The sequence below is a fragment of the Ensifer sp. Root142 genome (assembly GCF_001426785.1).
GTDB lineage: Bacteria > Pseudomonadota > Alphaproteobacteria > Rhizobiales > Rhizobiaceae > Ensifer > Ensifer canadensis.
Map to the genome: position 1 here is coordinate 30,202 of NZ_LMFK01000021.1, position 13,612 is coordinate 43,813.

General features: G+C 62.4%; 11 protein-coding genes and 3 pseudogenes. 5 read left to right on the forward strand and 9 right to left on the reverse strand.

The window, feature by feature from the left end; translation table 11 throughout:
- Positions 1-2 precede the first annotated feature (2 nt).
- From eutB to doeB, 4 genes are read left to right on the forward strand one after another with little or no spacing between them, the layout of a single operon-like run.
- Entirely contained in the window at positions 3-1,010 is a 1,008-nt protein-coding gene (eutB, locus tag ASD52_RS20515; protein ID WP_057225370.1) for a hydroxyectoine utilization dehydratase EutB, read from the forward strand.
- Positions 1,007-1,999, forward strand: a complete 993-nt coding sequence (gene eutC / locus ASD52_RS20520; protein WP_057225375.1) for an ectoine utilization protein EutC — start codon at positions 1,007-1,009, stop codon at positions 1,997-1,999. Before eutB ends, eutC begins: the two co-directional genes overlap by 4 nt.
- Positions 2,000-2,030: 31 nt before the next feature.
- Positions 2,031-3,212: an ectoine hydrolase DoeA gene (gene doeA / locus ASD52_RS20525; protein WP_057225376.1), complete on the forward strand. Its 1,182-nt coding sequence runs from the start codon at positions 2,031-2,033 to the stop codon at positions 3,210-3,212.
- A gap of 2 nt (positions 3,213-3,214) precedes the next feature.
- Complete coding sequence (gene doeB / locus ASD52_RS20530) at positions 3,215-4,225, forward strand: N(2)-acetyl-L-2,4-diaminobutanoate deacetylase DoeB (protein WP_057225378.1); 1,011 nt, start codon at positions 3,215-3,217, stop codon at positions 4,223-4,225.
- Between the two features lie 190 nt (positions 4,226-4,415).
- On the opposite strand, the gene ASD52_RS20535 is transcribed toward doeB, so the two are convergent.
- The 4 genes from ASD52_RS20535 to ASD52_RS20550 all read right to left on the reverse strand — a co-directional run bounded on the left by ASD52_RS20535 (position 4,416) and on the right by ASD52_RS20550 (position 8,453).
- Complete coding sequence (locus ASD52_RS20535) at positions 4,416-6,026, reverse strand: DHA2 family efflux MFS transporter permease subunit (protein ID WP_057225380.1); 1,611 nt, start codon at positions 6,024-6,026, stop codon at positions 4,416-4,418.
- Positions 6,023-7,120: an HlyD family secretion protein gene (locus ASD52_RS20540; protein ID WP_057207776.1), complete on the reverse strand. Its 1,098-nt coding sequence runs from the start codon at positions 7,118-7,120 to the stop codon at positions 6,023-6,025. The genes ASD52_RS20535 and ASD52_RS20540 overlap by 4 nt, the downstream gene beginning before the upstream one ends.
- Before the next feature lie 90 nt (positions 7,121-7,210).
- Positions 7,211-7,624: a cupin domain-containing protein gene (locus ASD52_RS20545; protein ID WP_057221405.1), complete on the reverse strand. Its 414-nt coding sequence runs from the start codon at positions 7,622-7,624 to the stop codon at positions 7,211-7,213.
- A 76-nt stretch (positions 7,625-7,700) separates the two neighbouring features.
- Positions 7,701-8,453: an SDR family oxidoreductase gene (locus ASD52_RS20550; RefSeq protein WP_057221406.1), complete on the reverse strand. Its 753-nt coding sequence runs from the start codon at positions 8,451-8,453 to the stop codon at positions 7,701-7,703.
- Positions 8,454-8,704: 251 nt separating this feature from the next.
- On the opposite strand from ASD52_RS20550, the gene ASD52_RS20555 reads away from it, so the two are divergent.
- Positions 8,705-10,300 (forward strand): winged helix-turn-helix domain-containing protein, encoded by a 1,596-nt coding sequence (locus ASD52_RS20555; protein WP_057225423.1) that lies wholly within the window; start codon positions 8,705-8,707, stop codon positions 10,298-10,300.
- A gap of 211 nt (positions 10,301-10,511) precedes the next feature.
- Here the strand turns inward: ASD52_RS20555 and ASD52_RS20560 are convergent, their stop codons facing one another.
- From ASD52_RS20560 to ASD52_RS40210, 5 genes and pseudogenes are all read right to left on the reverse strand, one after another.
- Positions 10,512-11,834 carry an MATE family efflux transporter gene (locus ASD52_RS20560; RefSeq protein WP_057225382.1) on the reverse strand — a complete coding sequence of 441 codons (1,323 nt, stop codon included), beginning with the start codon at positions 11,832-11,834 and terminating at the stop codon, positions 10,512-10,514.
- A gap of 117 nt (positions 11,835-11,951) precedes the next feature.
- Positions 11,952-12,145 (reverse strand): annotated as a pseudogene (gene tdh / locus ASD52_RS20565) (L-threonine 3-dehydrogenase); the annotation flags it as partial.
- Between the two features lie 8 nt (positions 12,146-12,153).
- Positions 12,154-13,125, reverse strand: a 972-nt coding sequence (tdh, locus tag ASD52_RS20570; protein ID WP_244497497.1) for an L-threonine 3-dehydrogenase, incomplete at its 5' end; no start/stop codon positions are given.
- A 1-nt stretch (position 13,126) separates the two neighbouring features.
- Positions 13,127-13,288: pseudogene (locus tag ASD52_RS40205) on the reverse strand (alcohol dehydrogenase catalytic domain-containing protein); the annotation flags it as partial.
- Positions 13,289-13,467: 179 nt separating this feature from the next.
- Positions 13,468-13,612: pseudogene (locus tag ASD52_RS40210) on the reverse strand (glycine C-acetyltransferase); the annotation flags it as partial.

Genomic DNA, 13,612 nt, shown 5'->3' on the forward strand with positions numbered 1-13,612 from the left:
GCATGTCCGGATCTCCCCTGCCCGTGGCCTATGGCGACATTGAAGCGGCCGCCCGCCGGATTTCGGCCCATGTGCTGAGAACGCCTTTGGTTCTCTCGCCATCCCTGTCCGAGTTGTCGGGTGTGCCTGTCGGGCTCAAGCTGGAACATCACCAGACCACCGGCAGCTTCAAATTGCGCGGCGCCTGCAACGCCTTGCTGTCCATGTCGCCTGACGAGCGCAAGCGTGGCGTCGTTGCCACCTCCACCGGCAATCACGGCCGGGCTCTCGCCCATGCCGCAAAGGCCGAAGGCACGATTGCGACGATCTGCATGTCGCACCTCGTTCCCGACAACAAAGTTGCCGAAATCCGTCGCCTCGGCGCCAAGGTCCATATCACCGGCGCATCGCAGGATGACGCCCAGCGCGAAGTCGAAAGGCTCGCCGAGCAGGACGGGCTCGTGATGGTGCCGCCGTTCGACAATCCGGCTATTGTTGCCGGCCAAGGCACGCTCGGCCTCGAAATCATCGACGGCATGGCGGACGTCGGAACAGTGCTCGTCCCCCTTTCAGGAGGCGGCCTGGCCTCGGGTGTGGCGCTGGCGGTCAAGACGCGCCGGCCAGGCGTTCGCGTGATCGGCATCACCATGGAACGGGGCGCGGCGATGAAGGCGAGCCTCGATGCGGGTCACCCCATCGAGGTTACCGAGGTGCCAAGTCTTGCGGACTCGCTCGGCGGCGGTATCGGCCTTGCCAATCGCGTCACCTTTGCCATGTGTCACGCACTGCTCGACGGCGTCGTGTTGCTCTCGGAAGCGGAGATCGCCGCCGGCATGCGCCACGCCTACGCACAGGAGCGTGAGATCGTCGAAGGCGCAGGTGCGGTCGGCATTGCGGCACTGCTTGCCGGCAAGATCGACCCGCACGGCCGCCCGCTTGCGCTGATCCTCTCCGGCCGAAACGTCGACATGGGGCTGCACCGGCGCGTGGTGAATGGCGAGACGGATCTGTTGCGGGAGAATGCGGCATGACACGCATGACCATTTTGACCGAGGCCGACCTGAGGGCGATCGTGCCGCTGGACCTTGCGGCCCTCGATTGCGTCGAGAATGCCTTTCACGCGCTCGCCACGAAAGCTGTGGTGATGCCGCCAATCCTGCGCCTCGACATCCCCGAACACCGGGGAGAAGTCGACGTCAAAACAGCGTATGTGCCAGGCTTAGACGGTTTTGCGATCAAGATCAGTCCGGGCTTTTTCGACAATCCCATGCTCGGACTGCCGAGCACCAACGGCCTGATGGTGTTGCTGTCGGCCACAACAGGTGTCGTGCAGGCGCTGCTCCTCGACAATGGCTATTTAACCGACGTGCGCACGGCGGCGGCGGGCGCGGTTGCTGCCAGGCACGTCTCGCGACCTGACGCCTCGGTCGCCGCTATTTTCGGTGCTGGCATGCAGGCAACGCTGCAGCTCGAAGCGCTTTGCCTGGTACGGCCGATCCGGGAAGCGCGGATCTGGGCCCGCGATCCCGAAAAGGCAGAGGCTGCGGCGCGGTCGCTGACATCGAAATTCGGATTTCCGGTGCGTGCTGAACGCGATGCGCAGCGCGCGGTGGATGGCGCGCATGTGATCGTCACCACGACGCCGGCGGAAACACCGATCCTCCAAGCTGCCTGGCTGCAGCCGGGCCAGCATCTGACCGCGATGGGTTCCGACGCCGAGCACAAGAACGAGATCGAACCCGCAGCGATTGCCCAAGCCTCGCTCTATGTCGCCGACAGCCTGAAGCAGACGCGGCGTCTCGGCGAGCTGCACCACGCCATAAGGGCCGGCTCCCTTGCCGCCGACGCCGACTTTGCCGAGCTCGGACAAATCATCGCCGGCCAGCGGCAGGGACGCACCGATGCGAACCAGATCACGATCGTCGACCTGACGGGCACCGGGATCCAGGACACCGCCATTGCCACGCTTGCCTTCGCCCGCGCGCAGGAGCGCGGCAAGGGCACGACATTTGAAAGTTGAGACCGGCACGGCCGGAGAATGAGGGAGAGACATGACCCAACCCAATCTCAAATTTTCCCTTGGGGAGTATGAGGCGCGACTGAAAAAGACGCGCAAGGCCATGGAGGAAAAGGGCGTCGACCTGCTCATTGTCAGCGATCCGACCAATATGGCCTGGCTCACCGGCTATGACGGATGGTCGTTCTACGTGCATCAGGCTGTGGTGGTGCCGCCGACCGGCGAGCCGATCTGGTACGGGCGCGGACAGGATGCCAATGGCGCCAAGCTGACGGCCTATCTGAGCCATGAGAACATCATCGGCTACCCCGATCACTATGTGCAGTCCACGGAGCGCCATCCGATGGATTATCTCGCTGCAAAGCTTGTCGAGCGCGGTCTCGACAAGCTTTGCATCGGTGTCGAGATGGACAATTACTGGTTTTCGGCGGCCGCCTATGCGGCCTTGCAGAAGCATCTGCCCAATGCCCGCTTCGTCGACACGACGGCGCTGGTCAACTGGCAGCGCGCGGTGAAGAGCCCAACCGAAATCGGCTATATGCGCAACGCTGCCCGTATCGTCGAAGGCATGCATCAGCGCATTTTCGACAGGATCGAGGTCGGCATGCGCAAATGCGATCTCGTCGCCGAGATCTACGATGCCGGCACGCGCGGCGTCGACGGCATCGGCGGCGACTATCCCGCGATCGTGCCTCTGCTTCCCTCAGGCGTCGAGGCATCGGCGCCGCATCTGACCTGGGACGACCGGCCGATGAAGTCGGGTGAAGGCACATTCTTCGAGATTGCCGGCTGCTACAATCGCTACCATCTGCCGCTATCGCGTACCGTATTCCTCGGCAAGCCGACGCCTGCGTTTATCGACGCAGAAAAGGCGACACTGGAAGGCATGGAGGCGGGGCTTGCCCAGGCCAAGCCGGGCAACACCTGCGAGGATATCGCCAAGGCGTTCTTCACTGTCTTGAAGAAGTACGGCATCGTCAAGGACAACCGCACGGGTTACTCGATCGGCATGTCCTATCCGCCGGATTGGGGCGAGCGCACCATGAGCCTGCGTCCCGGCGACAGGACCGAGCTGAAGCCCGGCATGACCTTCCACTTCATGACCGGCCTGTGGCTCGAGGACATGGGTTTTGAGACCACAGAAAGCATCCTGATCACCGAGACGGGGGTCGAATGCCTCGCCAATGTGCCGCGCAAGCTTTTCGTGAAGGACTGATCATGACGGCTTCAGAGCTGCGCCCGTCTGCGATTTCGCCGACCGTCGATTTCTCGATGGACGGCGTCCAGCATGGGTTCCTGCGGCTGCCCTATAGCCGCGATGATTCCGCCTGGGGCTCGGTGATGATCCCCGTCACCGTCGTAAAAAACGGAGAAGGGCCGACGACGCTTCTGACCGGTGGCAATCACGGCGACGAGTATGAGGGGCCGATCGCCCTGTTCGACCTTGCGCGCACGCTGAAGGCTGAAGATGTGGCCGGCCGGGTCATCATTCTGCCGGCCATGAACTATCCCGCCTTCGTATCGGGGACGCGCACATCGCCGATCGATAAGGGCAACATGAACCGCAGCTTTCCCGGAAGGCCCGACGGCACGGTGACGGAGAAGATCGCCGATTACTTCCAGCGCGAACTGCTGCCGCTCGCCGATATCGTCCTCGATTTTCACTCCGGCGGAAAGACGCTGGATTTCCTGCCGTTCTGCGCGGCGCACATCCTGCCAGACAAGGAACAGGAGGCACGATCGTTTGAACTCGTGGACGCATTTTGCGCGCCCTACTCGATGAAGATGCTCGAGATCGACGCGGTTGGAATGTACGACACCGCGGCGGAGGAGATGGGCAAGATCTTCATCACGACGGAACTTGGAGGCGGTGGCACGGCAACTGCAAAAAGCGCGGGCATTGCCAAACAGGGTGTCGCCAACGTCTTGCGCAGGGCCGGCATCCTGAAGGGTGGGGACAAGTCGGCTGCCGGCCGGACACAATGGCTGGATATGCCGGATGGAAATTGCTTTTCCTTTGCCGAGGACGCCGGCCTGATCGAACCTCTGGTCGACATGGGGGACAGCGTCGTTGCCGGTCAGGTCGTCGCCCGCATCCACCCGATCGGCAAAACCGGCGCCCTGCCTTCCGACGTCTGCACGAAGATGGATGGCATCCTGTGCGCCCGGCATTTCCCTGGCCTCGTCAAGGCAGGAGACTGCGTCGCGGTCGTTGCGGTTGCCGTCTAGTTCGACCCGTTCTACCGCACGCGTTGAACCGGCGTCATATGCAAGTGATCGGGCGGGTCGTCACTGCTGAAGGGATGTGTCGCAAATGCAGCCCTTCGGCGCCGCTCAGTCCGCCGAAGCAAGATGCGCCATCTGGTCCGCGTGTGCCTTTGCGAAGCATGGACGGGCCGCGGGGTTACTGGCGAAGCTCTTACAATTCGACTTCTTCGCCTTGCGATTGCTGAACGCGTGCCTTTGCATATTTTGCCAATCCGATCTTGATGGCGACCAAAATTGGGGCGGCAACCAGAAAAAGCAGTGCGACGGCGTTGAAGGCAGTGTCGAAGGCAATCACCGTCGATTGACTTGTGACCGCTCGGCTCAGAAGGCTCGTCGCTGCCCGGCTAGCGGCAGCTCCTTCCATTCCTTTCGCCATCAGCATGGCTGTCGTGATCTTCAGCCGTTCGAGCACCGCGATCTCCCCTCCGGTCACGTCGGCGGCAAGCACGGCGACATTGGCGGCAACGTTATGGTCGATCAATGTCTGCAGCCCTGCGACTCCGATCAGCCCACCGAGCTGGCGACCGGTATTGAAGAGGCCGATCCCGGAGGCAAGATTGCGGCTGTTGAGGTTACTGAACGCAATCAGGGTGATCGATAGAAACAGGAAACCGAGACCCAGACCGCGCAACAGGACCGCTGCCATCATGTCGTCCGCGCCACTCTCACTGGTCGAACCGGACAGCATCCACATGGCGACCATGATCATCAGGATGCCGAAGGGCACGGTGGCAAACGGAGGAAGGTGGCGAGCCTGCATCAGAAAGGCAGCCAGCAGGAGCGCACCGATGAAAAGTGCACCGCTCGGCAACAAGAGCTGCCCAGCGTCGGTGGGCGTGAATGCGAGAACGGACACGGCGAATGAGGGAATGAGGAAGGCGCTGCCGAAAAGTGCGGCGCCGGCAACGAAGCTGACGATGAAGGCGAAGCTGAAATCCTCCGACCGGAACAGGGTAAAATCGAGCAGACCCTGCCCCTTTGCCAGCACCTGTTGGCCAAGAAACGCCAACAGCGTGGCCATGCCAATCACCGTTAGCCACAGGATCCGAGGCTCCTCGAACCAATCCCATCGACTTCCCTGGCCGAGGACATACGTGAGCGAAAAGAGCGCGACGGACATCAGTATAAAACAGATCCAGTCAAACGGGCGATGCGCCGCTTTTGCCGGCAATGGCATGTCTGCGATCAGCAGAAGCCCGGTAGCTGCCAGCGACACCGGAACGACGCTGAAGAAGATCCACATCCAGGATTGGCTGTCCAACAACCATCCCTGAAGCGCCGGGGCGATCGTTGCGGGTGCGACAACGGCCCCCATGGCAAACAACGCCTGCAGGATTGGTTGACGAGTTCTGGGATAGGCGAAGAAGATGATCGCCTGGCCGCCAACCAAAAGCGTGCCGCCGGAAAACCCCTGGACGATGCGAAGCACGACCAGCAGATCCAAGCGGGTGGCCATGGCGGCAATGGCGCACGCCAAGCCCATGGCAAGTGTCGAGGCAATGATCAGGCGCAAGGGATGGATGCGGCTGAGCAGCCAGGGGGCCGTCATGAAGCCGATGAGCTTGAAGCTGGTATACCCGACATCCAGCCAGGCGAATTCGTCTGGCGTTGCATAGGTGTCGCCGATGATATCACCACGCCCGAGCGACAGGACAGTGCTGGCGATCGCCTCCGTCAGGGCGGCAAGCACGATGCCAGTGACTAGAAGCGCACCTGTCGTCGATCTCTCACGCTCCGGGATCGCGGTGACGGCCATTGTCATGATCCGCTCCCCAGATCGATCGCGACTCGTGCCGATAGGCCAGGAACCAGACGGCCAAGCAGCGGATTGCCGGCAAGCCGGATCTTCACCGGAACGCGTTGTACGACACGAACGAAGTTGCCTGTCGCATTGTCGGTGGGGAGCAAGCTGAAGGCAGACCCACTGCCAGGCGCAAAACTGTCAACCACACCCTCAAGGGCATCGTTCGGATAACCGTCGATGCGAATGCGCACACGCTGGCCGGACCTGATATGTTCGAGCTGGGTTTCCTTGAAGTTCGCCACCACCCACACACCGGCGACCGGTACGATATCGAGCAAAGCGTTCCCCGGCGCGACAAGTCTTCCGATACGGACTTGCCGGTTGCCGATAACGCCGGCGACAGGCGCGCGAACCACGGTGCTTTCGAGATCTATCTGAGCGAGATCGCGAGCGGCCCGTGCCTGTGCCACGGCGGCAACGGCCGCCTCGCGCTGAGCGGCAAAGACCGTTATGCGTTGCTGCTGAGCCTCGACTGTGGCGGATGCGGCCGCCACGCCCGCCTCCGCTCTTGATCGCGCCGTATCGCTTTCATCGACATGGGCCTGGCTGATCGTGTTGCTGCGGATAAGCTCCCGGCGGCGGCCATAGGCCTTGGTCGCCAGATCCATCTCGGCGACAGCCGAACGTTTCTGTGCTTCGGCCTGTCGAATGAGGGCGTGCTGAAGTTCGGTCTCCGCGTCGACATTGGTGAGGCGAGCTTCGGCGGCTTCCATATTGGCGACCGCTTGCGCAAGGCGCGCCCTGTAGTCCCGATCATCGATCCGGAACAGCACCTGCCCTGCGCTGACGGTTTCGTTGTCATCAACCTCCACCGCCGTGACGTAACCCCCGACTTTTGCGGCAAGCGAGGTCACATCGCCGCGCACATACGCATTGTCGGTCGACGCCTCGCCGCTCGGACGAGCCCAAGCCCATCCGCCGGCCACGGCGATCACGGCACCGAGGCACAGAAGCAGGCCGACGACCTTCTTCTTGTTGCCTTGTTTTGCGGCGCCACGGATCGCTGCGCCCTCGCCTACGACGCTGGCGGCTTTGTCCTCGAGCGGATCCATTTTCTCAGTTCCTGTTGGGGTTAAGTGGCCGCGAGGCAGCCCTTCGCTGGAGTTGCCAAAGGCTGCCTGAGCGGAAACGCGTTCGACGCGTTATTCGCCGATCGGCGTGGTCAGTTCCTTTTCACCAGTGTCGACGACGAACACCGCGAGCAATCGCGCCGGCTTCGTGTCGCTGGCGTTTGCACTGACGCCATGACGAGCGCCGGGATCCTCGTAGAAGTTCTCGCCGGCCGCGTAGACCCGTTCCGGCGCGCCGTTGACGCTGCTGCGGATCGAGCCTTCGAGCACTGTTGCGTAGATGAAGGCCGAGTCCGGATGCGTATGGCCGGGCGAAGCGCCGCCCGGGCCGTACTCGACGAGCACGCCCTTCATGCTCTTGCCTGGAACGTTCGGAAGGACGTGGTCGAATACGATCGTCACCTTGCCCTCGGATCGGTCGGCAGCTGAGACCGGGGTGATCGAGAGTGTTGCCAGGGCAAAGGCATGGAGAAACCGTGTCAGCATTGTCGTTCTCCTAATGGGTGTTTCGTGGGACGCCGCGCCGGGTCCCGGACGAGCGTTTCTGGCGTCTGCGCCAGCCTCAATGTGCGGCTTGCTGACCAAGCCAATCCTCGAAATGGATGGTGCCGAGGCGCGGTTTGTCGCCTGGTGTCAGCGACTGATCGTTAAGCACCGCACCAAAGTAGCGTGCGTGAACGTCCGGCACGACCTTGCGCGTGTCATGCTTTGCCTTGAGGAAGCGCCTCACCAGTTCATCGAGCGGAACGGCCTCGGGGCCGGCGACTTCGACCGTGCCGTTGATCGGCGGTGCGAGTGCGACATCGGTGAGCGCCGCCGCCACATCGTCGGACGCAATCGGCTGGAACAGCGCCGGCGACAGGCGGATCTCGCCGTCGACGTCGGCCGATTGCGCGATGCCGCCGACAAACTCGAAGAACTGCGTGGCGCGCAGGATGGTGTAGGGAATGCCGGACGCCTTGATCAGGTTTTCCTGCGCGATCTTGGCCCGGAAATAACCGTTGTCCGGAAGGCGTTCGCTGCCGACGATCGACAGGGCAACATGATGGCGAACGCCGGCAGCGGCTTCGGCCGCCAATAGATTACGACCCGAGGTCTCGAAAAACTCGAGAACGGCCTTGTCTTCCCAGACCGGCGCATTCGCCACGTCGACGACGATCTCGGCGCCATCCATCGCTCCCGCGAGCCCCTCGCGGGTGATAGTGTTCACGCCGGTATTGGGAGAGGCAGGCAGCACGTCATGACCGCGCTCGCGCAGGTTCTTCACAAGTTTCGATCCAATGAGGCCGGTGCCTCCGATGACGACGATCTTCATGGGTTTTCTCCGCTTTTCCGACCGCAACCATTGCCGTCTGTACGAATGGAGAGTACCTGCGGGTATGTGGGAAGTCCTTGAGGCAGGCTTGAATTGCCTTTGAAGGATGCTTGAATATATGTCCAAGACGCCTGCCTGACCGAAGCCCTTACGGGGCGGGTGGCGGGCCAGACGTCTGCTACCGATGTCAGACATCAATTCGTCAGTTGCCTCGGCCGCGAGCCGGTGGCGCGCGTTCAGGGATGCCGGCCTTGCAGTTCATGTTTGCAGACTACGTGCTTGATCGGGAGCGCAGGGAACTGACCCTGCGCGGGCAAGTCGTGTCCGTCGGACCGCAGGTGTTCGATCTTCTGCTCCACCTGGTGGTGAACCGCAACCGCGTCGTCAGCAAGGACGACTTGCTGGAGGCGGTGTGGAGCGGTCGGATTGTCTCGGAATCGACGATCACCAGCCACATCAATGCGGTTCGCAAGGCCATCGGCGACAGTGGCGAGGAGCAGTGCCTGGTTCGCACGATCGCGCGCAAGGGTTTCCGCTTCGTCGGCGAAATCACCGTCGATGAGACCGGTAAGACGCGACAACCCGGCGTGCACGGCGCCACCGAGCAGGCCCCGGGAAAATTGCAGGAGCAGCCGTCCGCGCTTGTCCTTCCCGACAAGCCCTCCATTACCGTCCTGCCGTTCCAGCACCTGAGCGGCGATCCGGAGCAGGAGTATTTCGCCGACGGCGTGGTCGAGGACATCATCACGGCACTGTCGCGCATCCGCTGGCTGTTCGTCATCGCGCGCAATTCCAGCTTTACCTACAAGGGCCGGGCGGTGGACGTGAAGGAAGTCGGCCGGGAACTGGGCGTGCGCTACGTGCTGGAAGGCAGCCTGCGCAAGGCGGGCAACCAGGTGCGCATCACCGGCCAGTTGATCGACGCCACGACCGGGGCGCATCTCTGGGCAGAGCGCTTTGAGGGCGCGCTCGACAACATTTTCGACCTTCAGGATCAGATTTCGGCCAGTGTCGTCGGCGCGATCTCACCGCAACTCGAGCGCGTGGAAATCGAGCGCGCCAAACGCAAGCCGACGGAAAGCCTTGACGCCTACGACTATTACCTGCGCGGCATGGCGAAACTGCACATCGGAACCCGCGAAGCGATCGAGGCAGCGTTGGCCCTTTTCTACAAGGCGATCGAGCTCGACCCCGACTTTTCATCGGCCTATGGGGGGGCGGCCTGGTGCCATTTCTGGCGCAAGCTGAACGGCTGGATGGTTGACCGGAACCACGAGATCGCCGAAGGCGTGCGGCTGGCGCGGCTGGCGGTGGAGCTGGGTCGCGATGATGCGGTGGCGCTGACGAGAGCTGGCCACGCGCTCGGGCATCTCACCGGCGACGTCGACGGCGGCATTGCGCTCATCGACAGGGCACGGCTACTCAATCCGAACTTCGCCCCCGCCTGGTTCCTCGGCGGGGCTCTGCGTGTCTTCCGTGGCGAAACGGAAAACGCCATCGAGGATCTCGCGCATGCCGTTCGTTTGAGCCCATTAGATCCGGAAATGTTTCGAATGGAGGCCGCCGCTTCGCTCGCGCATTTCTTCGACGGGCGCTTTGATTCCGCCTCGTCTTGGGCGGAAAAGGCGCTGGGAAACCTGCCCAGCCTCCTCGTCGCGGTCGCCCTTCTGGCGTCGAGCCACGCGCTCGCGGGGCGGCTCGTAGAAGCGCGACAGGCCATGCGGCGCCTGCGCGCGCTTGATCCATCCTTGCGCATCGCCAATCTCAAGGACTGGCTTCCGATCCATCGCCCGGAAGATTATGCGCGGTTTGCCGATGGTCTGCGCCTGTCTGGGTTGCCGGAATGAGCCCACCAGCTTGAACTGGATGACGACGTCACCGCCTTCGCCGGGACAGACTGGCCGCCGTCAACGAGCCAGTCCTCTTTTCCCTGCTCAACCGAGCACTCTAAAGGCTGCTCGATAGGGTTAAACCAGAAGACAGCCCGCTATCGCCCAGTGGCAACGCGAAGCAGGCGATGACGAAGGCCCGAAGGCGCCTTTCGTCAACGCGCCCAGATCACAGCTGCGCAAAAATACGCTTCAGTTTGAGGCCCAATGTCGCCGCGCGCGCCAGCATCAACACCATCATCCCGAGCCAGAGCCCGTGATTGCCCCAGACTTGCTGGAGAATGTATGCCGTCGCGAGGAAGACCGTCGTCGAGATAAACATGCTGTTGCGCAGTTCCCGGGTGCGTATTGCGCCAATGAACACACCATCGAGCATGTAACTCGTCACCGAGATCAGCGGCAAGACGACGACGTAGGGAAGAAACTGGACTGCCGCGGCGCGAACTTCCTCCTGGTTGGTCAACAGGGAAATGATCGTCGGACCAGCCAGCGCATAACATAGTGAAAACAGCAGCGCCACCAGGCCGGACCACAGGAAGGCCGCCTTGATCACACGTCGAAGGGCTTGCTTGCGGCGTGCGCCGATGACGGATCCGACAAGGGTCTCGGTTGCATGGGCAAAACCATCGAGGCCATACGAGGTGATGCCATGGAGGTTCAAGAGCACCGCATTGGCCGCCAGGATCGCGTCGCCTTCTGCAGCGCCGCTTCGCGCAAACCAGCCGAAGCACACCAGCAGGAAGAGGCTGCGCAAGAATATGTCGCGGTTGACTGCAATCAAGCTTCGAAAGGCAGCGCCATCCAGGAGTTCGCGCAACGCTAGCGGCGGCCCCGCACTGAAGGGTCGCACGATCAACAAACCGGCAATGAAGGCAGCCCATTCGGCCATGGCGGTGCCAGCGCCGATGCCTGCGACCCCCCAGTCGAACACGAAGACCAATGTCACGGTCGCAACAAGATTGAGCACATTGAGCGCGATCTGCAACGCGAGCGAAATCATCACGCGCTGGCGACCCAGCAGATAACCGAGCAGAACGAAATTCCCGAGAGCAGCGGGGGCGGACCAGATTCGCGCCGACGCGTAAGCCACGGCGCTCTCGTAGACCGCTTCACTGCCACCAAGGAGCGCAAGTCCGATTTCGATGATCGGCTTCTGCAGCAATATGATGATCGCGCCACCGGCAGCGGCAATGAGAAGCGCCCTGAGTAGATGCTTGCGCATGAGTGCGCTGTCGTCGGCCCCCGAAGCCTGAGCGACCAGCCCTGTTGTCGCCATCCGCAGAAAGCTGAAGCTCCAGAACAGGAAATTGAACAGAACGCCGCTGAGCGCCACCCCGCCGAGATACCAGGGACCGGGAAGATGCCCGGCCACCATCGTGTCGACCAGCGACAACACCGGCTGCGCGAGATTGGTCAGGATGATCGGAAACGCCAGCGTGACCATCCGGCGGTTCCAGTTTTCCTGCAGCTCCACAGGTGGCGAAATGTTCATCGCGCATTCGACCTTGGCTCAAAGATCCACACGGCCGCACCAGTTTGCCTAAACATCTCTATCACCCCGGCCGGTTGGCCTGTTTACGTCGATACTGTCTGCAAAACGTTGTCCCGCTTACCAGTCCATGACGACCTTGCCGGAGTTGCCGGAGCGCATGGCCTCGAAGCCGTCGCGGAACTCGTCGATGCCGATGCGGTGGGTGATGACCGGCGACAGGTCGAGCCCGCCCTGGACGAAGGCGATCATCTTGTACCAGGTCTCGAACATCTCGCGGCCGTAGATGCCCTTGAGGTTGAGCATCTTGAAGANGTCCCGCTTACCAGTCCATGACGACCTTGCCGGAGTTGCCGGAGCGCATGGCCTCGAAGCCGTCGCGGAACTCGTCGATGCCGATGCGGTGGGTGATGACCGGTGACAGGTCGAGCCCGCCCTGGACGAAGGCGATCATCTTGTACCAGGTCTCGAACATCTCGCGGCCGTAGATGCCCTTGAGGTTGAGCATCTTGAAGATCACCTTGTTCCAGTCGATCTCGAAGCCGGCCGGCGCGATGCCGAGAATGGCGATCTTGCCACCATTGTTCATCTTGTCGATCATGTCGCGGAAGGCGGGTGCTGCCCCCGACATTTCCAGCCCGACGTCGAAGCCCTCGGTCATGCCGATCGCCTTCATCACGTCGGCGAGGTTTTCCTTGGAGGCGTCGACGACGTAGTCGATGCCGACCTTGCGGGCAAGCTCCAGCCGCGTCGGGTTGATGTCGGTGATCACCACCTTGCGCGCGCCCGAGCGCTTGGCAACCAGCGCCCCCATGATGCCGATCGGCCCGGCGCCGGTCACCAGCACATCCTCGCCGACCAGATCGAACGACAGTGCGGTGTGCACCGCATTGCCGAAGGGATCGAAGATCGCGGCGATCTCGTCGGGAACGTCTTCCGGGATCGGCACGACATTGTATTCCGGCAGGCAGACGAATTCGCCGAACGAGCCCGGCCGGTTGACRCCGACGCCGAGCGTGTTGCGGCAAAGATGGCCACGGCCGGCGCGGCAATTGCGGCACTTGCCGCAGACGATATGGCCCTCGCCCGAGACCCGCTCGCCGACATGGTATTTGGTGACGGCCGARCCGACCGCGGCGATCTCGCCCATGAACTCATGGCCGACGACCATCGGCACCGGAATGGTYTTCTGGGCCCATTGGTCCCAGTTCCAGATATGCACGTCGGTGCCGCAGATCGCCGACTTCTTCACCTTGATCAGCACGTCGTTCGGTCCGACCTCCGGCACCGGCACNCCATTGGTCCCAGTTCCAGATATGCACGTCGGTGCCGCAGATCGCCGACTTCTTCACCTTGATCAGCACGTCGTTCGGTCCGACCTCCGGCACCGGCACRCGTTCCATCCAGAGCCCGACCTCCGGCTTCGTCTTGACCAGCGCCTTCATCATCTTCGTCATTTGGTTGTCTCCAAAATCAACTGCCCGTTACGGCGGCGCGCATCCCGTCAGACGCGCAAGGGTTGCCTTAGCACCTAGAATTGCAATGGCCGCCCCTCATCCGGCTGCCGCCACCTTCTCCCCGCGAGACGGGGAGAAGGAACATGCCGAGGGCTAGGGTGAGGGGCAGAGCTCTACACTCACTTGATCACACCGAGCTCGCGGCCGACCTCTTCGAATGCGGCRATCGCCCGGCGCACGTCGTTTTCGCTGTGGGCGGCCGACATCTGCGTGCGGATGCGCGCCTGGCCCTTTGGCACCACCGGGAAGGAGAAGCCGATGACG